Origin of the sequence: Variovorax sp. Varisp36, assembly GCF_047304235.1 — a bacterium.
Lineage (GTDB): Bacteria > Pseudomonadota > Gammaproteobacteria > Burkholderiales > Burkholderiaceae_C > Variovorax.
This window is the reverse complement of sequence record NZ_JBGLYU010000041.1, coordinates 35703-55130: the sequence shown is the minus strand read 5'-3', so window position 1 is coordinate 55130 and position 19428 is coordinate 35703. Positions and strand designations below refer to the sequence as shown.

Sequence of the window (19428 nt, the reverse complement as noted above, 5' to 3'; positions counted from 1 at the left end):
GCCGGTGCTGCCCGACTCCGCACTGCAGCGCTCGAACAACCGCGGCAGCGGCAGCACCCGCATGGAAGGCACGCAGCTCATTCCGCCGCCGCAGCCGCTCTCCGACAGCCGCAAGCTGGCCCCGAGCCCGCTGCGCGGCGCCCTGCCGCCGACGGCCGACCCGGTCAGCGCACGCGAACTGCCTTGATGTCCATGCGCTACCCGCTTCCCTACGCGTTCGCACGCACCCAGCAACTGCTGCTCGAGGAGTCCGACGACGGCCGCTACACGCTGTGGATGTCGAGCCACCCGGCGCGCAGCGCGGTCGGCGAGGTGTCGCGCAAGTACGGCGTGCAGGCCTTCGAGGTGCTGGCCGACGGCCCGTTGGCACAGCGCATCAGCGCGGCCTACGCGCAGGGCGAATCGAGCGCCGCCGCGGTGGTGAGCGAGGTGCAGAGCGACGCCGACCTCTCACGCATGATGCAGGAGCTGCCAGCGGTCGAAGACCTGCTGGAGAGCGCGGGCGACGCGCCCATCATCCGCATGCTGAACGCGCTGCTCACGCAGGCCGCGCGCGACGGCGCAAGCGACATCCACATCGAGCCCTACGAGCGCACGTCGTCCGTGCGCTTTCGCATCGACGGCACGCTGCGCGAGGTGGTACAGCCCAACCGCGCGCTGCACGCCGCGCTGATCTCGCGCCTGAAGATCATGGCCGACCTCGACATCTCGGAGAAGCGGCTGCCGCAGGACGGGCGCATCAGCTTGCGCATCGGCACGCGCGCGGTCGACGTGCGGGTGTCGACGCTGCCCAGTGCGCACGGCGAGCGCGCAGTGCTGCGCCTGCTGGACAAGAGCGAGTCGAAGCTCACGCTCGAATCGGTGGGCATGCAGGGCGACACGCTCGCGCGCTTCGAGAAGCTCATTGCGCAGCCGCACGGCATCATCCTCGTGACCGGGCCCACGGGCTCGGGCAAGACCACCACGCTGTACGCCGCGCTGGCCCGGCTCGACGCGAGCCGCAGCAACATCATGACGGTGGAAGACCCGATCGAGTACGAGCTGCCGGGCGTGGGCCAGACGCAGATCAACGCCAAGATCGAGCTCACCTTCGCCAAGGCCCTGCGCGCCATCCTGCGGCAGGACCCGGACGTGATCATGATCGGCGAGATCCGCGACTTCGAGACCGCGCAGATCGCCATCCAGGCCTCGCTGACCGGCCACCTCGTGCTGGCCACGCTGCACACCAACGATTCGGTCAGCGCCGTCACACGCCTGACCGACATGGGTGTGGAGCCCTTCCTGCTGAGCTCCTCGCTGCTCGGCGTGCTCGCGCAGCGCCTCGTGCGCAAGGTCTGCACGGTGTGTGCCGGGGCAGGCTGCGAGGCGTGCGGCCAGACCGGCTACCAGGGCCGCACCGGCATCTTCGAACTGCTGGTGGCCGACGAGACCGTGCAGGGCCTGATCCACAGCAAGGCGGCCGAGAGCGAGCTGCTGCAGGCCGGCGCGCGCGGCGGCCTGCGCCTGATGCGCGAGGACGGCGAGCGGCTGGTGCAGGCCGGCATCACCTCGCGCGCCGAGCTGCTGCGCGTCACACGGGACTAGGTTCCCGTTCCGCCATGCCCGCCTATTCCTTCGAAGCCATCGACGCCAGTGGCCAGTCGCGCGAAGGCGTGCTGGAGGCCGACACTGCCCGCGGCGCGCGCAGCCTGCTGCGGGCGCAGGCGCTCATTCCGCTGTCGGTCAAGCCGGTCGGCAGCGACCACGTCAACGGCACCGGCCAGCGCAGCGGCCTCGGCCGCTGGCTCGGCGGCGGCAAGCGCGTCTTCAATTCCACCGGCCTCGCGGTGTGGACGCGGCAGCTCGCAGGGCTCGTCTCGTCGGGCCTGCCGCTGGAACGCGCGCTCACGGCGCTCACCGACGAGGCCGAATCGGAGCCGCAGCGCAACCTCGTCGCCTCGCTGCGCGCCGAGGTCAACGCGGGCTCGCCGTTTGCGCGCGCGCTGTCGGCGCACGCGCGCGAGTTCTCGCCCATCTACACCGCCGTGATCGGCGCCGGTGAACAAAGCGGCAACCTCGGACTCGTGCTCGACCGCCTTGCCGACGACCTGGAAGAACGCCAGGCGCTGCAGCAGAAGCTGATCGGCGCGGCGCTGTACCCGGCCATCGTCACGCTGGTGGCGATCGTGATCGTGATCTTCCTCGTGAGCTACGTGGTGCCGCAGGTGGCGCAGGTGTTCGCGGGCACCAAGCGCTCGCTGCCTTTTCTCACGACCGTGATGCTGTCGCTGAGCGCGGGCGTCCGCAACTACGGCTGGTGGATGCTGGGCGCGGTGGTGCTCGCGGCCGTCGGCGCGCGGCTGGCGCTGGCGCAGGAAGCCTTTCGCCTGAAATTCGATGCGGCCTGGCTCAAGCTGCCGCTGGTCGGCAAGCTCGCTCGCGGCTACAACGCGGCGCGCTTCGCCAGCACGCTCGCCATGCTGGCCACCGCCGGCGTGCCGATCCTGCGCGCGCTGCAGGCCGCCTCCGAGACGCTGGGCAACCGCGCGATGCGCGCCGACGCGCTCGACGCGCTGGTGCTCGTGCGCGAAGGCGCGCCGCTCGCTTCGGCGCTCGCGCAGAAGAAGCGCTTTCCGGGCCTCGTGTCGATGTTCGCGCGCCTGGGCGAGCAGACCGGCACGCTGCCGCTGATGCTGCAGCGCGCGGCCAACCAACTCGGCGCCGAGGTGCAGCGCCGCGCGATGCACCTGGCCACCATCCTCGAGCCGCTGCTGATCGTGGCAATGGGCGGCGTGGTGATGCTGATCGTGCTGGCCGTGATGCTGCCGATCATCCAGTTGAACCAGTTCGTCAAATAGCGGGAGCCTCGCCGCCATGGCCAATCGAAGCTACCTGTTCGCCAGTCCTTTCGTGCCGGGAGCCGATCCCGAGAAGGACGATCCACGGCAGGTCAAGGGCATCTCGGAGCGCAGCTACGCCATTCCGCTGGTCTACCGGCTGCTGGTGTCCGCGGACGTGCGGCTGTGCCGCTCGATGATCTGGAACGTGCCCGAACCCACCGCGCTCGCGGGCCGCGCCGGCGCGGGCATCGACCGGCTGCAGCAGTTTCTCGCGCGCATCGACCATCCGGCGGTTGCGCCGTTGTGCAAGCAGGCACTCGACTTCCTGAGCAACCACGCCGACCGCAGCGGCTACTTCGTGCTGGAGTGCGCCGAGATCCTCGACATGGGCGATGCGCCGCTCGGCGAGCAGGCCGCCGACCTGCTGAAGGACGTGCAGAACATCGACGCCGAGATCGAAGCCGCCGTGGCCGAGCTCGCGCCGAAGAAGAAGAATTTCTGGCAGCGCGTTTTCACGCCGTCCCAGGAGAGCATCGAGGCGCCGCTGCGCGAGTTGGGCCTGGGCTACTGGTCGGATACGCTCTACTACGCGCCTGACCAGGCGACCTGAACCCACCGCACGCTCATGCCAGTCACCCTCGAAGACAAGCTCGTGGTCGCGATCTCCTCGCGCGCCCTGTTCAACCTCGAAGAAGAAAACAAGATCTTCGAGGCCGGGGACAACGAGGGCTACATGAAGCTGCAGCTCGACCGCATCGACGTGCCGGCCGCGCCCGGCATCGCCTACTCGCTGATCCGGAAGCTGCTGCGCTTCAACGAAGACGGCGTGCAGCGCGTCGAGGTGGTGATTCTTTCGCGCAACGATCCGGTCTCGGGCATGCGCATCTTCAAGTCGAGCGCGGCCGCCGACATCAAGCTGCAGCGCGGCGTGTTCACGCAGGGCCGCCCGCCCTTCGGCTACCTGCGCCCGCTGCGCGCGCACCTGTTCCTGTCGGTCAACGGTCAGGACGTGCGCGAGGCGCTCATCGCGGGCTTTCCGGCCGCGCGGGTGCTGGTCGAATCGGTGAAGGCCAGCGACGCCTGGCCGAACGAAGTGCGCATTGCCTTCGACGGCGACGCGGTGCTGTTCTCCGACGAGGCCGAGCGCGTGTTCCAGGCCGAAGGGCTCGACGCCTTCCAGGCGCACGAACTCAGCAAGGCCGACCTGCCGCTGCCCGAAGGTCCCTTCAAGCCGCTGCTGATGGCGCTGCACCGGCTGCAGATGGCCGGCAACGCGCAGATGCGCATCCGCACCGCGCTGGTCACCGCGCGCAGCGCACCGGCGCACGAGCGCGCCATTCGCACGCTGATGAAGTGGAACATCCGCGTCGACGAGGCCATGTTCCTCGGCGGCCTGCCCAAGGGCGAATTCCTGCGCGAGTTCGAGCCCGATTTCTTCTTCGACGACCAGACCGGCCACGTCGACGCGGCCTCGCGGCACGTGCCCGCCGGACATGTGTCCAGCGGTATCAGCAACGAGCCCTGAGCCCGGGCTCGAACGCGGCGCCAGGCCGCGCCACACCGTCGTTCCGCCGTTGCCGAAAGCGCCCTCCCGGCGGTGCGTTGTCACGCGCCTGACTTCGCTGCGTCACAGCAAATTAACCGCCCGGTAACGGGTTCTCCCTAGTCTTGTGGGCTCGGATGCGCGCTCCCGTCGCGCCTTCCAGAACCACATAACAAAGGACCGATTCCATGCGACTTCTTTTTCCCGGCACGCGGCTTGCGCCCGTGCTGTTGCTGGCCTGCGCGCTCTCGGCCTGCGGGGGCGGCGGTGGCGGTGGCGGCGGCGGCTTCTTCGGCGGCACGCCGACGACCCCGGCCACGCCTACACCCACGACGCCCACCCCACCCGACAACACCGTGAAGCCCGAGATGCGCTGCGCACCGTGAGCATTGCCAGGAACAACACCATGACCACCCGCCGCAAATTCCTCACGGGCGCCGCCACCACCGGCATCGCCGCCGCCGCGCTCAATGCCTTTCCGCCAAGCATCCGCCGCGCGCTCGCCATTCCCGCCAACAACAAGACCGGCACGATCATGGACGTCGAGCACGTCGTGATCCTGATGCAGGAAAACCGCTCCTTCGACCATTACTTCGGCACACTCATGGGCGTGCGGGGCTTCGGCGACCGCTTCACCATTCCGCTGCCCGGCGGGCGCAGCGTGTGGCAGCAGAGCGATGCCGCCGGCAAGCTGGTGCTGCCCTATCACCTCGACCAGACCAAGGGCAACGCGCAGCGCGTGAGCGGCACGCCGCACTCGTGGAACGACGCGCAGAACGCCTGGGACGGCGGCCGCCTCAGCCAATGGCCCAGGTACAAGACCACCGCTTCGATGGGCTACTTCCAGGAAGCCGAAGTGCAGTTCCAGTACGCGCTGGCCAACGCCTTCACCGTGTGCGACAGCTACCACTGCGGCATGCACACCGGCACCAACTCGAACCGCCTGTTCCACTGGAGCGGCACCAACGGCCCATCGGGCGAAACGGGCGCCGGCCTCGCGGGCCTCTCGTCGATAGACAACACGTGGGAGAACCTCCGGTTTCCATGGGACCCGGTAAAAAACCCAGGTGTCGACTCGACCACCTACGGCTGCAACTGGAAGACATATCCGGAGCGCCTGCAGGACGCCAAGGTCAGCTGGATGCTCTACCAGAACCTGCCCGACAACTTCACCGACAACCCGCTGGCAGGCTTCCAGCAGTACCGTGCGGCCAACAAGGCCTCGGGCAAGAACGACATGCGCTACGACGGCGACGCCAGCCCGCCCGACGGCGTGACGCTGCCGGCCTACGACCCCGCCAGCGACGATGCCGGCAATCCGCTCTACAAGGGCATCGCCAACACCATGCCCGACGGCGGCCTGCTGGGAACGTTCCAGCAGGACGTCCTCAACGGCAAACTGGCGCAGGTGTCGTGGATCGTGGCGCCCGCCACCTACTCCGAGCACCCCGGTCCTTCGAGCCCGGTGCAGGGCGCGTGGTACATCCAGCAGGTGCTGGACGCGCTCACTGCATCGCCCGATGTGTGGAGCAAGACGGTCTTCATCGTCAACTTCGACGAGAACGACGGCTACTTCGACCACGTGCCGTCGCCCTCGGCGCCTTCGCTGGCCGACCCCGCCGACCCGAAGAGCGCCGCGGGCAAGACCACGCTGTCCGACAGCGACATCGCCTTCGAGCGCCATACATACCCCCTCGTGGGCACCACCGTCGCGCCTGCGGACGGCCGCGTCTATGGCCCGGGCCCGCGCGTGCCGATGTACGTCATCTCGCCGTGGAGCCGCGGCGGCTGGGTCAACTCGCAGGTGTTCGATCACACCTCGGTGCTGCGCTTCCTCGAGGCGCGATTTGGCGTCGTGGAGAAGAACATCAGCCCGTTCCGGCGCGCGGTGTGCGGCGACCTCACGAGCGCCTTCAACTTCGCCACGCCCAACAACGAAGTGCTGCCCACGCTCGCCGGGCGCCGCACCAAGGCCCAGGCCGACCAATTGCGCGCCGACCAGCAAGCGCTCGCGCAGGTGCCGCTGCCGCTCACGCCCGCGCTGCCGCAGCAGGCCACGGGCACGCGCCCCTCGCGCGCCTTGCCGTATGAACTGCACACCAGCGCCAAGGCCGACGCGGTCAACGGCAAGCTGCAGCTGCTGTTCGCCAACACCGGCAAGGCCGCGGCGGTGTTCCACGTGTACGACAAGCTGCACCTCGACCGCCTGCCGCGCCGCTACATGGTGGAAGCAGGAAAGCAGCTCGACGACACCTGGGCCGCGATGGCCGACGATGGCGGGCGCTACGACCTGTGGGTGCTCGGGCCGAGCGGCTTCCATCGCCACTTCAAAGGCAACCTCGGCACGCTGCGCGCCGGCGACGCCGCGGCGCCCGAGGTTCGCGTTTGCTACGACATCACCAACGGCAATGTCTACCTGAGCATGCGCAACGACGGCAAGGCGGCCTGCAGGTTCACCGTCACTGCCAAGGCCTATCGCAACGACGGCCCGTGGACCGCGACAGTGAACGGCGGCGCCACCACCGATCAGCACTGGGAACTCGCGAGCAGCGGTCAGTGGTACGACTTCGCAGTCACCTGCGATGCCGACCCGGCCTATTACCGCCGCTTTGCGGGCCGCGTGGAAACCGGCAGGCACACGGTGAGCGATCCGGCGATGGGCTTGCCCGACCTCTGAGCGCGGGCAAGAATGCCGGCATGCTGAAGATCCTTCGACATGCCGACGTTCTGGTCACCATGGACGCCGCGCGGCGCGAAATCGCCGACGGCGCCGTAGTGTGCGATGGCCCCGCGATAGCCTGGGTGGGCCCCACCGCCGAGCTGCCCATCGTCTACCTCGACGCCCTGCGCAACGGCCAGGCCGAGGCCATCGACATGCACGGCCACGTCGTGATGCCCGGCCTGGTCAACACGCACCACCACATGTACCAGAGCCTCACCCGCGCCGTGCCCGAGGCGCAGGACGCCGAGCTGTTCGGCTGGCTCACCAACCTGTACCTGCTGTGGGCGCGCCTCACGCCCGAGATGATCCGAGTGTCGACGCAGACTGCGATGGCCGAGCTGATGCTCTCGGGCTGCACCACCACCAGCGACCATCTCTACCTGTTTCCCAACGGCTCGCGGCTCGATGATTCGATCGAGGCGGCCGATGCCATGGGCATGCGCTTTCATGCGGCGCGCGGCAGCATGAGCGTGGGCCGCAGCACCGGCGGCCTGCCGCCCGACGAGGTGGTGGAAACCGAGGAAGCCATCCTGCGCGACAGCGAGCGGCTCATCGGCCGCTGGCACGATGCCAGCCGCCATTCGATGCGCCGCATCGTGCTCGCGCCCTGCTCGCCGTTCTCGGTGTCGCGCGACCTGATGCGCCTGTCGGCCGAGCTGGCGCGCGAGCGCGGCGTGTCGCTGCATACGCACCTGGCCGAGAACGACAACGACGTGGCGTACTCGCGCGAGAAGTTCGGCATGACGCCGGCCGAATACGCCGAAGACCTGGGCTGGGTCGGCCGCGACGTGTGGCACGCGCACTGCGTGAAGCTCGACGAGGCCGGCATCGCGCTGTTCGGCCGCACCGGGACGGGCGTAGCGCACTGCCCCTGCTCCAACATGCGGCTGGCCTCGGGCATCGCGCCGATCGGTGCGATGCGCCGCGCAGGCGTTCCCGTAGGGCTGGGCGTGGACGGCAGCGCATCGAACGACGGCGCGCACATGCTCGGTGAAGCGCGGCAGGCCCTGCTGCTGCAGCGCGTGGGCTACGGCCCGGCGGCGATGACGGCGCGCGAGGCGCTGGAGATCGCCACGCTGGGCGGTGCGCGCGTGCTCGGGCGCGACGACATCGGCGCGATCGCGCCGGGCATGTCGGCCGACATCGTGGCCTTCGACCTGCGCGGCGTGGCGCATGCGGGTGCGGGGCACGACCCGGTGGCGGCGCTGGTGTTCTGCACGCCGGGGGCGGTGTCGCTGAGCGTGATCAATGGGGCGGTTCGCATCCGCGACGGAGAGTTCACCGGCATGGCGCTCGCACCGCTGCTGGCAAGGCACCGCGACCTGGCGCGCACGCTCTACGACGCCGCACGGCACCCGCACACGGCCTGACGCCGGCGCTCGCGCTAGCACCGGGAGCGCGCTTCCAGGCTAGGCACCAACCCTCATTGCCAACGCCAGAGCCCCTCCGCAGAATCCGCCCACCAAATAGAACGAGCGTTCTATTTTGTGGCCGAACCCCTCGTCGGCCTTCCCCCAGACTCACTACAACAGGGAACGCTCCCGATGAAACGCAGAGACATCCTCAAATGGTCGGCCTCGGCGGGTGGCCTGGGCCTGCTGGCCGGCAGGCCTTCCACCGCCTCGGCGGCCCTGCCGGTGCCCAAGCCCACGCTGCCGCAGAAGATCGACCCGATCAGCGCCACGCTGCGGCGCCTCGAACTGGTGGGGCGGCAGTCGACCTACCTCTGGACCGAATCGCACATCAACCTGGCTGGCGTACCGATGGGTGCGGTGGTGCCGCCGGGCGAACTGCCGGCGCTCGAACACCAGCTCGCGACCCTCTCGAAGGCGGTCGAAGCCGTCACCAATTTCGCGGCCTCGTTCGCCACCAGCGCGCTGGCCTCGGGCAGCCTGCAGTCGCTCGACAACCTGCGCACGCGCCTCGCGGGGCTGCAGGCCAGCTTCGATCAACTGCTGGCCGCCAACGGCGGATTGCTCACGCTGCCCGCGACGGTGTTGAACCTGCTTGCCACTCTCACCAGCACGGCGGGCGACATCGGCACGCAGCTCAGGCAGATCCATCACGACCTGCTCTCGCAAGGCCCGCTGGGCGCATTGAACGGACCGAAGACGGTGGCGCAGTACGACGCGCTGTTCGTCACCATCGAGAAGCCGGCCATCTCGCAGCTGCTGCACGACAACGACCTGTTCGCGGCCATGCGCGTGGCCGGCCCCAACCCGACGCTGATCCAGCGGGCGACAGCGCTGCCGGCCAAGTTCCCGTTGAGCGACGCCCAGTACCGCCAGGTGATGGGCGCCGGCGACAGCCTCGCCGACGCGGCCGCCTCGGGCCGTCTCTACATCCTCGACTACGAAGGCCTGGGCGACATGGCGCCGGCCGGCCCGCAGGCCAAGCCGCTCACGGGCACGGGCTACATCCATGCGCCCATCGCGCTGTTCGCACGGCCGAAGACCGGCCGCTCGCTGGTGCCGGTCGCGATCCAGTGCGCACAGGAGCCGACGCTCGCCCCGATCTTCCTGCGCGTGGACGACACCGCCAACGCCGAAGCCTGGTGGGCCTGGCAATCGGCGAAGACCGCCGTGCAGGTGGCCGACTTCAACTACCACGAGATGTTCGTGCACCTGGGCCGCACGCACCTGATGTCGGAGGCCTTCGCGATGGCCACGCAGCGCCAGTTCGCGACCGCGCATCCGCTGAGCCGGCTGCTGTCGCCGCACCTCGAGGGCGCGATGTTCATCAACGAGGCCGCGACGCTGATCATCATGGCGCCGCTGACCACGGGCGACGTGATCCTCGCCGCGCCCATCGAGACGCTGCAGAGCGCGTGCGGTCGCGACCGGCTGGCCTACGACTTCCAGGACCGCATGATGCTGCCCAACGATCTGCGCACGCGCGGCGTGGACGACACGGCGGCGCTGCCCGACTACCCGTACCGCGACGACGGGCTGCTGGTGTGGAACGCCATCGCGCAATGGGTCGGCGACTACGTGGCCACCTACTACCTGAGCGACGGCGACGTGACCGGCGACTACGAGCTCAAGGCCTGGGCCACCGAGCTCGCGACCAGCGGCAAGGTGCACGGCTTGCGCCCCATCACCACACGCGCGCAACTCGTCGACGTGCTGACCGCGATCATCTTCAACGCCAGCGCGCAGCACGCGGCAGTGAACTTTCCGCAGTACTCGGTGATGACGTATGCGCCCTTCAGCGCGGGCACGGGCGGCATGCCCGCACCGACGGGCAGTGCGGGGCAGAGCGAAGCGAGCTGGTCGCAGATGCTGCCGTCGCGGCTGGCGGCGCAGGAGCAGATCCTGCTGTTCCACATCCTCGGCGGCGTGTACTACCGGCCGCTGGGCGAGTACAAGGACAACGTATTCCCGCACCTGCCGGTGCTGATCGACCCGGCCATCGCAGGACCGGGCGGGCCGCTGGAGCGCTTCCGCAACGCGCTGGCCGCCATCGAGGTCACCATCCGCCAGCGCAACACCACGCGCACGCGGCCCTACGAGCACCTGCTGCCGAGCCGCATTCCCTCGAGCACGAACATCTGAAGCAAGCGCAGGCGTCGCTCAGCGCCGCATCGTGTCGAGCTGCGTGACGGGCGCGCTGTCGTTGCCCCAGGAGCCGCGCACATAGGTGAGCACGGCTGCGACCTCGGCGGCATCCAGCGTCTGCCCGAACGGAGGCATGCCGTAGGGCCGTGGATTGCCGGGCGTCGAGGGCAGGAAGCCGCCGTGCGCGACCACCTGGATCAGGTTGGTGGGCCGCGCCATGTTGACAGCGCGGTTGCCGGCGAGTGGCGGATAGGCGCCCACGGCGCCCTGCCCCTGGTCGCCATGGCAGTAGGCACAGCGCTGGTCGTAGATCTTCGCGCCGCGCGTCATCGTGGCGGCGTCGCGGCGGATCGGGACCTTCGCGATGGCCGCAGCCTCGGGCTTCGGTGCATCGGGCAGGTCCTTCAGGTAGCTCGCCATGGCCGTGAGGTCGGCGTCGCTCAGGTACTGCGTGCTGCGGAACACCACGTCGGCCATCGGCCCCATGACCGAGCCGCGCGGCGCGACGCCGCTCTTGAGCAGCGACACCACGTCGGCCGCGGGCCAGCCGGCAACGCCGGCTTCGTGCGGGTCGTTGAGCGAGGGCGCATACCAGTTCTCCACGGCGATCAGGCCGCCCGAAAGGCCAAGCCTCGTTTCCGTCGCGCCAAGCGAGTTGCGGCTGCCGTGGCACGCAATGCAATGGCCGAGGCCGTTGACCAGGTACGCGCCCCGGTTCCATTCAGCGGGCTTGCCGGCATTGGCCACGAAGGGCTCGGGCTTGAACGACAGCGCACGCCACACGGCCAGCGCCGCCTGCGTGTCGTAGGGGAAGCGCAGCAGGTGCGCCCTGTTGGGCTCCGGCGCGGGCGGCAGGCTGCGCAGGTAGGCGTAGATTGCGTCCGAGTCCTCGCGCGTCACCTGCGTGAAGTTGGGATACGGAAACGCCGGGTACAGCAGCCGCCCGTCCTTGCTGCGGCCGTTGTGCATGGCGCGCCAGAAGTGCGCGCTGCTCCAGCTGCCGATGCCGCTCTTGCCGTCGGGGGTGAGGTTGCTCGAAAAGATGGTGCCGAAGGGTGTCTCCAGGGGCAGCCCGCCCGCATAGGGCTGGCCGCCGCGCGTGGTGTGGCAGCCCGCGCAGTTGCCGGCCAATGCGAGATAGCGCCCGCGCTCGATCAGCTGCGGCGTGGCCGCGAAGGCTTCGGCCTGCGTGGGCAGCGGGTCTTCGCCGCGCAGGTTCATCGCGACGATGGTGCCCGCTGCCGCGGCCCCCAGCACGATCAGCGTCAGCAGCGTCCAGCCCAGGCGTCGCAGTTTCATGATCGCGGCCCCGTCACTTCGACTTCGGCATGCCGCCGCAGTTCACGGGCAGCGGCGCGGGCAGCGAGGCCGCGGGCTTCGTGTCGGCCGGCATCGGCTGCACCGCCAGCCAACTCGCGACAGCGTTGATGTCGGCGGTGGTCATGCGCCGGCCAATGTCGGCCATGCAGTCGGGTGGCAGCGCATGCCGCTCGCTCGTGAGCCATGCGCCGAGTTGCGACGACACGTACAGCCGCGGCAGCCCCAGGAGCCCCGGAATGGCCGGCTGCACGCCGGTGAGGGCCGCGCCATGGCACTGCACGCAGGCGGGCACGCCGCGCGCCGCATCGCCTTCGTGCACGAGCTGGCGGCCGCGCTGCAACTGCTCGGGCGTCGCGTCGCTGGTGGTGGCGATGGGCGGGTAAGGCAGTTGCAGCCCGGAGAAGTACTCGGCCATCTCGCGCAGGTACGCATCCGACAGGTGCTGCACCATGTACGCCATGTCGCTGTTGAAGCGCCGCCCGTCGCGAAAGCTCACGAGCTGGTTGAACAGGTAGCCGGCCGGCTTGCCGGCAAGGCGCGGAAAGTAGCCGGCGTTGGTGGTCGCGCCTTCGCGGCCGTGGCAGGCGATGCAGGCGGCTGCGCGCTGCTCGATGGTGTCGGGCACCGTGGCGGGCGTTGCGGCACCCGCCATGCCCTGCGTGGCGAACAACATCAGCCCGATGGCGGCGAAGCGAATGCGCAGCTTCATGTGCCGGCAGCGTAGTGCGCCAACGCGAGCAACCCCGCGATCAGCAGCAGCACCATCACCAGCGCCACGCCGATCAGCGGCAGGATGCCGACCTGTGCCGTCCGCTTGTCGGCATCGGCGCGGCGGCCACCCAGCCCGATGAAACTCCACAGAACGGCGCGCACCGCGCGCATGAGATTCGTCATGAGGCCGAGTGTGGCCCAGTCGGGCTCAAAAAAACAGATGCAGATCGGCTCCATTCGACCGGTGCAGATAAAGTGCGACCGAATGAAGAGCAAGCCGCAATGAAGCGATACGAAACCCTGGCCGCCGACATCGAGGCCTCGATCCGCAACGGCACCCTGAAGACCGGCGACCGCCTGCCCTCGGTGCGCCACACGGGCCAGAGCCGGGGCGTGAGCGCGTCCACCGTGTTCCAGGCGTACTACCTGCTGGAAGCGCGCGGACTCGTGCGTGCACGGGACCGTTCGGGCTACTACGTGGCGGGCGGCGGCCTGCGTGATGCGCCCCCCGAATCCACGCTGACCTCGCGTCCCGTGGACGGGCCGAAGTCGCTCGACGTGAGCGACCAGGTGTTCGACATCCTCGAAGCCAGCATGTCGCGCAAGGTCGTGCCCTTCGGCTCGGCCTTTCCGAGCCCGCTGCTGTTTCCGCTGGCGCGGCTCGGGCAATTCATGGCCGCCAGCGCCAAGTCGCTCGACCCATGGAGCACGGTGGACGACCTCACGCCCGGCAGCGCTGCGCTGCGCCGGCAGATCGCGCTGCGCTACCTCGCCGACGGCATGCCGGTGCCGGCCGACGAGATCGTCATCACCAACGGCGCGCTCGAAGCGCTCAATCTCTGCCTCGCGGCCGTGACTCGGCCGGGCGACGCCGTGATCGTCGAATCGCCCACCTTCTATGCCGCGCTGCAGGCGCTGGAGCGCATGGGCCTGCGGGCCATCGAGGTGCCGACGCATCCGGGCGAAGGCATCGATCTCGCAGCGCTGGAGCTGGCCGTCGCGGCACACAAGCCCGCGGCATGCTGGCTCATGACCACGTTCCAGAATCCGCTCGGCAGCCTGATGCCGGACGCGAAGAAGAAGGCACTGGTCGCCCTGCTCGCGCGGCACGAACTGCCGCTGATCGAGGACGACGTGTACGCCGAGCTGTACTTCGGCGAGCGGCGGCCTGCACCGGCCAAGGCCTTCGACACGCAGGGGCTGGTGCTGCACTGCTCGTCGTTCTCGAAATGCCTCGCGCCGGGCTATCGCATCGGCTGGACCTCGGCCGGGCGCTTCGCGCGCAAGGTGGCGCGACAGAAGCTCACGACCACGCTCAGCACCTCGGCGCCCGCGCAGCTGGCGCTCGCGGGCTATCTCGAAAAGGGTGCCTTCGACAAGCACCTGCGCAAGCTGCGGCAGACGCTGTCAATGCAGCAGGCCACCTTCACGCAGGCCGTGGGCCACCACTTTCCGCCGGGCACGCGCGCCACGCGGCCGCTGGGCGGGTACTTCCTGTGGGTCGAGTTGCCACCACGCGTGAACGCGCTCGACATCCATCGCAAGGCGCTGGAACTCGGCATCAGCGTCGCGCCGGGACCGATCTTCTCGGCCACGCGCGCCTTCACCAACTGCCTGCGGCTGAACTACGGCCACCCATGGAACGGGCTCAGCGAGCAGGCGATGCGGACACTCGGCCGGCTGGCCGCCGAAGCGTCCTGAACAACAGAAACGCCGTGATGCTCACGTTCACCAGGTTCCATCCGATGCCGTTCAGGAAGGCCGCGTGGTAGCTGCCCGTGAGGTCGAACACCTTGCCCGACATCCACCCGCCCAGCGCCATGCCGAACAGCGAGAACATCAGCACCGTGCCCACGCGCGCGCCCGCCTCCTTCGGCGGAAAGTGCTCGCGCACGATGATCGCGTAGGACGGCACGAGGCCACCCTGGAACAGCCCGAACAGCGCCGAGATCACGTACAGCGGCACCAGCCCGTCGAACGGCAGGAACAGCAGCAGCGCCACGCACTGCAGCACGCCGCCCAGCAGCAGCGTGCGCAGCCCGCCGATACGGTCGCAGATGGCGCCCGACACCAGCCGGCTCACGATGCCGAAGCCCAGCATCAGCGACAGCATCATCGCGCCCTGCGCCGGCCCGTAACCCAGGTCGCCGCAGTAGGCCACGATGTGCACCTGCGGCATCGCCATGGCCACGCAGCAAGCCACGCTGGCCACGCACAGCAGGCCTTGGGCCGCGCCCATGCTCAGGCCGAAGGGCCGCGTCATGTCGCGCACGACCGCCGCGCTCGATGCATTCACAGGCGGCACATGGACGAGCGCAGGCGGGCGCGCGCGGAAGAACAGCGCGAGCAGCGCCATCGCCAGCCCGCAGAAGACGCCGATGCCGATGTAGGTCTGGCGCCAGCCCACGGTTTCGACGAAGTGCTGCGCGACGGGCGGCCACACCGCGCCCGCAAGATAGTTGCCGCTGGCGCACACCGCCACCGCGATGCCGCGCCGCTTGACGAACCACAGCGAGGTGTCGGCCACCATCGGCGCGAAGGCCACCGAGCTGCCGAGCAGGCCGACCAGCAGCGCCTGCGCGACGGTGAATGAAACGATGCCGCCCGACATGCCGGTGGCGATGTAGCCCGCGCCGAGGAACACCGAGCCCATCAGGAGCGGCCACATCACACCGAAGCGGTCGGCGAGCTTGCCCATGACGACGCCGCCGAAGCCGAACCCGAGCATCAGCAGCGTGTAGGGCAGCGAGGCATCGGCACGGTCGATGCCGAACTCGGCCTGCACCGCGGGCAGCATCACCGAGACCACGTACATGCCGCTGCTGCCGACCGTCATGACCAGCAGCGTGAGGCCGAGGCGGAACATGGCGTAGCGCGAATCCGCCGCGTGGACGGTTGTCTCGGATGTCTTCATTGCTTTTCTCCTCGCCGAGGATACCCCGCGGCGGGAAGATGCTGGCACGCCCGATCACGTCCGATCATGCAACCCCGGCGGCACGGTGCCGCCTTCGCGTGCAAGGCGCGGATCAGCTCACCGAAACGACCGGACGCTCGCCGCCTTTCAGCCGGCGTTCGATGTCCTCGAGCACGTTCGGCAGATCCGCCACGCTGTCGATCACGTAGTGCGCGCCCGCAGCCTTCAGCTGCGTGGTCGCGATCTTCCGCAAGGCCTGCTGCTGCGCCTCGTCGAGCGCCGTCCACTCGGCGAGCGTCAGCCCCACCGCGTTGCCGGTGACCGCGAGGCCCACGGCCCAGGTGCCCGCGTTGAGGCCTTCCTGCAGGCCCACGCCGGTGTCGTCGACCTTCACCACGGTGTGCGGCGGCCACACGCCCAGGTCGGCGAAGCAGCGGTACATCATGAGCGGCGACGGCCGGCCCGCGGCGAGGTCGCCGGCACACACGAGGTTGTCCGGCACATAGCCGCCGGCCGCGGCGATGGGCACGACCACTTCCATGATCGGGCGGTTGTAGCCGGTGGTCGAGCCGATCTTCAGGCCCCGTTCACGGGCCGCATTCACCGCATCGATCGCGCCGGGAATGAAGTCGGCGTGGTCGCGCGCGCTCGCTGCGTTCATGGGCGTGAAGACTTCGTAGAGGCGATCGACGTCCGCGTCGTCGAAGGCTCGGCCGTGCCTGGCCTCCCATTGCGAGGCGATGCGCGGCAACGTGCCGAGCGCCTTGATGTGGTCCCACTTGGCCATGCCCATCGGGCCGCGCGCCTCGGCGATGGCGATGTCCACGCCGAACTGCTCGAACAGCTTCACGAAGGCGCCCATGGGTGCGCAGGAGCCGAAATCGAGGATGGTGCCGGCCCAGTCGAAGACGACGGCCTGGAGCTTGGAGCGGTTGTGGGCGTTCATGGCGAGAGGATGGAAAGAATCGGGTGCAAGACAAGGCGCGGCGCGCGCGTCACCATGCGTCGAAGACGTCATGCGCGATACCGAAGCCGGTGCTCGCGCCGCTGCCGCTGGTGACCAGCACCACGCGGGTGGCGTCGTCGGGCGCGTCGATCACGCAGGGCGTGGTCCTGGACGAGGGGTAGACGCCGGTCCAGCGCTCGGTGATCTGCGCGGTTTCGAGGTTGAGCGTGCTGCGCAGGTGGCGCAGGATGAGCTGGTCGACCTCTTCCATCGCGAAGGGTTCGGGCGCATCGCCGTAGTGGTGCGAGTCGCCGACCACGAGCGAGCCGTCGGCGCTCTGCACCACGATGAGATGGATGCCGTGTTCGAGCGACGCAGCCTCTTCCTGCTGCAGCCGCGCGCGCAGTGCGGCGGCTTCGGGCAGCGTGCTGTAGCCCTCGTAGCGCACGAGGCTCAGGTCCATCATCACCGAGCCCGGTAGGCGAAAGCCCGCCTCGGGCTTCACGCGCAGCATCTGCAGGCGGCACAGCGTGAGCGCGTGCGCGGCGATGCGGTCGGCGAAGAGGCCGTGCAGCTCGGTGTTGGTGCAGACCACCACGCGCTCGCCGCGAAGAACGCCGCGCGAGGTGCGAACGCGCGGCGTTTCCACCTCGTGCACGGTCTCGCCGAAGCGGAACACGACGCCATGCGCCTCGGCCAGCCATTTCGCGAGCAGGCCGATGGCGGTGCGCGACTCGACGCGCAGTTCGTGCGGGCTGAACAGCACCGAGCGCGCGTCGGCCAGGCTCAGTGCGGGCGCCTTGGCCTGCGCGTCGGCCGCGTCGAGCAGCTCGCAGGCCTCGCCCATCGGCGTGCGCATGAAGGCCTCGAGCACCGAGTGCGCCTCGGGCCGGTAGGCCGCGAGCCAGAGGTTGCGGTGCACGATGTCGATGCCGGCTTTCGGCGCGACGGCCTGCCAGACCTCGCGCGCATGCATCGCGCGGCGCCAGGTGTCGCCCGGCGCCTGGCCGGTGATGGTGATGAAGCCGAAGTTGCGGATCGATGCGCCGATGGCGGCCGCATCGCGCTCGACCACGCAGACCTTGAGCCCGCGCTGCGCGGCGGTGTAGGCGTGGGCCAGGCCGACGATGCCGGCGCCGACGACGATGAGGTCGAAATTGTCTTGGGGGGTGCCGGGCATTACCGGTTTCTCCAGGTTTGGGTGCGCGCGAGCGCCCAGTGCCCGGCCAGTGCGAACACGCCGCGGCCGACGGCAGCCGTGAGCATGATCAGCGAGGCCATGGCAGCGGCGGGGGCCACGTCGCCGGCGTCGTCCATGTTGAGCACGGCGATGGCGGCCAACGTGGTCTGCGGCGAGTAGAGGAACACGACGGCCGACACGGTGGTCATCGCATTGACGAAGAAGTAGCCGCCCACGTTGAGCACGGTCGGCAGCGCCACCGGCAGGTGCACGCGCCAGAGCGTGCGCCAGAACGGCACGCCCATCGACTCGGACACCAGCTCGTACTCGCGGTCGAGCTGGCGCAGCGCGGTGAGCGAGGTGAGGTGCGCCACCGAGAAGAAGTGCGCCACCGTGCAGATGACGAGGATCGCCATGCCGCCGTACAGGCCGTTCAGCGGATTCGACGGCGAGTTGAAGAAGAAGATGTACCCCACGCCTAGCACGAGCCCGGGCACGGCGAGCGGCAGGTTCGCCAGCAGGTTGAGCAGCTCGCGCAAGAGGCCGAAATGGCGCGGCTTCTCCACCAGGTAGGCAGAGATAAAAGTGACGAGCGCGCCCGCCACCGCCGCGCACATTGCGAGGCGCAGCGAGTTGAAGTAACTGCCCCATCCGCCGCCGTCCATGTTGCTGAAGTCGTAGTTCTTCAGCGATGGTGCGAGCTTGTACGGCCAGTAGGTGGCGAGCGATGCGAACACCGCCATGCCGATCATCACGAGGATGGCGCAGGCCGTGAGGGCGCAGAACACGAGCAGCGCGCGGTCGCGCGTCTTCACGGGCTCCGGCTGGTAGGGCGTGGCGCGCGCCGAAAGCGCCGCCGCCTGCCTGCTGCGCACGCGCCGCTCGACGAGAAAGGAGAGCACCGCCGGAATCAGCAGCACGAGCCCCACCACCGCGCCCATCTGGAAGTTCTGCTGCCCGACCACCTGCTTGTAGATGTCGGTCGCGAGCACGCCGGTCTGGCCGCCGACCACCTTGGGCACGCCGAAGTCGGTGATGACCAGCACGAACACCACCATCGTGGCCACGATGAGGCCGTAGCGCGAGGCCGGCAGCGTCACGGTGCGGAAGATGCGCCAGCGCGAGGCACCGAGCGTCTGCGCCGCTTCATAGAGCCGACCATCGGACGTGGCCATGGCGGTCGTGAGGATCAGGAGCGCATGCGGCAGCGTCCAGAACACCGAGCCGAGCACGATGCCCAGCGGCCCGTAGATCGAGGCCTCGCCCATCAGCCCCTTGAAGAGGCCCTGGTTGCCGAACAGGTAGACCAGGCTGATGGCCGGCAGCAGCGAGGGCGCGAGCAGCGGAATGAGCGCCACCGCGCGCAGCGCGCCCTTGGCCGGCATGCAGGAGAGCGTCAGCGCATAGGCGTACACATAGGCGATCGCCGTGCAGACCACCGCGCTGATCGCCGCGAGCCACAGGCTGTTGAAGGCCGATTGCACGAGCGCCGGGCTGTCGAGGTAGCGCGCGAAATTCGCCGGGCCGACGAACGCGCCCGCGCGGTCGAAAAAGCTCTGGCCCACGAGCGCGCCGACGGGCAGCGCGACGATCACGGCCAGCAGCAGCACGAGCAACGCGACGGCCGCACCGGTCAGCCAGCGCTCGCGGTCGAACGCGCTGCCACGCGGCAGCACCATCGGCCGCACGGCGATGGCATCGGGAGAACTGCTCATG

At 69.3% G+C, this 19428-nt stretch carries 17 protein-coding genes; 10 read left to right on the top strand and 7 right to left on the bottom strand.

The window, feature by feature from the left end; translation table 11 throughout:
• From ACCD11_RS21610 to ACCD11_RS21570, 9 genes are all read left to right on the top strand, one after another.
• On the top strand, positions 1-187 hold a 187-nt coding region (locus ACCD11_RS21610; protein WP_413315407.1), incomplete at its 5' end, for a hypothetical protein.
• A 5-nt stretch (positions 188-192) separates the two neighbouring features.
• The gene (locus tag ACCD11_RS21605; RefSeq protein WP_042673156.1) at positions 193-1584 is read left to right on the top strand and encodes a GspE/PulE family protein; all 1392 of its coding nucleotides are present in this window, start codon (positions 193-195) and stop codon (positions 1582-1584) included.
• 14 nt (positions 1585-1598) lie between these two features.
• Entirely contained in the window at positions 1599-2837 is a 1239-nt protein-coding gene (gspF, locus tag ACCD11_RS21600; RefSeq protein ID WP_413315406.1) for a type II secretion system inner membrane protein GspF, read from the top strand.
• A gap of 16 nt (positions 2838-2853) precedes the next feature.
• The gene (locus ACCD11_RS21595) at positions 2854-3429 is read left to right on the top strand and encodes a hypothetical protein (protein ID WP_413315405.1); all 576 of its coding nucleotides are present in this window, start codon (positions 2854-2856) and stop codon (positions 3427-3429) included.
• Between the two features lie 15 nt (positions 3430-3444).
• Entirely contained in the window at positions 3445-4344 is a 900-nt protein-coding gene (locus ACCD11_RS21590; protein WP_007831710.1) for a 5'-nucleotidase, read from the top strand.
• Positions 4345-4550: 206 nt separating this feature from the next.
• A complete protein-coding gene (locus ACCD11_RS21585; protein WP_413315404.1) occupies positions 4551-4748 on the top strand; it encodes a hypothetical protein in 198 nt (65 codons plus the stop codon).
• A gap of 20 nt (positions 4749-4768) precedes the next feature.
• The gene (locus ACCD11_RS21580; protein WP_007831714.1) at positions 4769-7039 is read left to right on the top strand and encodes a phosphocholine-specific phospholipase C; all 2271 of its coding nucleotides are present in this window, start codon (positions 4769-4771) and stop codon (positions 7037-7039) included.
• A 20-nt stretch (positions 7040-7059) separates the two neighbouring features.
• Positions 7060-8454, top strand: a complete 1395-nt coding sequence (locus ACCD11_RS21575; protein WP_413315403.1) for an 8-oxoguanine deaminase — start codon at positions 7060-7062, stop codon at positions 8452-8454.
• A 174-nt stretch (positions 8455-8628) separates the two neighbouring features.
• Positions 8629-10638, top strand: coding sequence for a lipoxygenase family protein (locus tag ACCD11_RS21570; protein ID WP_413315402.1), 2010 nt, complete (start codon positions 8629-8631; stop codon positions 10636-10638).
• Between the two features lie 18 nt (positions 10639-10656).
• Here ACCD11_RS21570 and ACCD11_RS21565 read toward each other — a convergent pair whose 3' ends face one another.
• Genes ACCD11_RS21565 through ACCD11_RS21555 form a run of 3 tightly spaced genes read right to left on the bottom strand, consistent with a single transcriptional unit; the run spans position 10657 to position 12855 of the window.
• A complete protein-coding gene (locus ACCD11_RS21565) occupies positions 10657-11940 on the bottom strand; it encodes a c-type cytochrome (RefSeq protein WP_413315401.1) in 1284 nt (427 codons plus the stop codon).
• A gap of 13 nt (positions 11941-11953) precedes the next feature.
• Positions 11954-12670: a c-type cytochrome gene (locus ACCD11_RS21560; protein WP_007831721.1), complete on the bottom strand. Its 717-nt coding sequence runs from the start codon at positions 12668-12670 to the stop codon at positions 11954-11956.
• The gene (locus ACCD11_RS21555) at positions 12667-12855 is read right to left on the bottom strand and encodes a DUF2970 domain-containing protein (protein ID WP_042673158.1); all 189 of its coding nucleotides are present in this window, start codon (positions 12853-12855) and stop codon (positions 12667-12669) included. Before ACCD11_RS21555 ends, ACCD11_RS21560 begins: the two co-directional genes overlap by 4 nt.
• Positions 12856-12954: 99 nt before the next feature.
• On the opposite strand from ACCD11_RS21555, the gene ACCD11_RS21550 reads away from it, so the two are divergent.
• Positions 12955-14373: a PLP-dependent aminotransferase family protein gene (locus ACCD11_RS21550; RefSeq protein ID WP_413315400.1), complete on the top strand. Its 1419-nt coding sequence runs from the start codon at positions 12955-12957 to the stop codon at positions 14371-14373.
• Here ACCD11_RS21550 and ACCD11_RS21545 read toward each other — a convergent pair.
• From ACCD11_RS21545 to ACCD11_RS21530, 4 genes are all read right to left on the bottom strand, one after another.
• On the bottom strand, positions 14321-15586 hold the full coding sequence (locus ACCD11_RS21545; protein WP_413315399.1) for an MFS transporter: 1266 nt from the start codon (positions 15584-15586) through the stop codon (positions 14321-14323). The two genes, ACCD11_RS21550 and ACCD11_RS21545, sit on opposite strands and share 53 nt — an antisense overlap.
• A gap of 112 nt (positions 15587-15698) precedes the next feature.
• Positions 15699-16532 (bottom strand): phosphonoacetaldehyde hydrolase, encoded by an 834-nt coding sequence (phnX, locus tag ACCD11_RS21540; RefSeq protein ID WP_413315398.1) that lies wholly within the window; start codon positions 16530-16532, stop codon positions 15699-15701.
• 49 nt (positions 16533-16581) lie between these two features.
• Positions 16582-17712, bottom strand: a complete 1131-nt coding sequence (locus ACCD11_RS21535; RefSeq protein ID WP_413315397.1) for a TIGR03364 family FAD-dependent oxidoreductase — start codon at positions 17710-17712, stop codon at positions 16582-16584.
• Positions 17712-19427 (bottom strand): putative 2-aminoethylphosphonate ABC transporter permease subunit, encoded by a 1716-nt coding sequence (locus ACCD11_RS21530; RefSeq protein ID WP_413315396.1) that lies wholly within the window; start codon positions 19425-19427, stop codon positions 17712-17714. Before ACCD11_RS21530 ends, ACCD11_RS21535 begins: the two co-directional genes overlap by 1 nt.
• Position 19428: the final 1 nt, after the last annotated feature.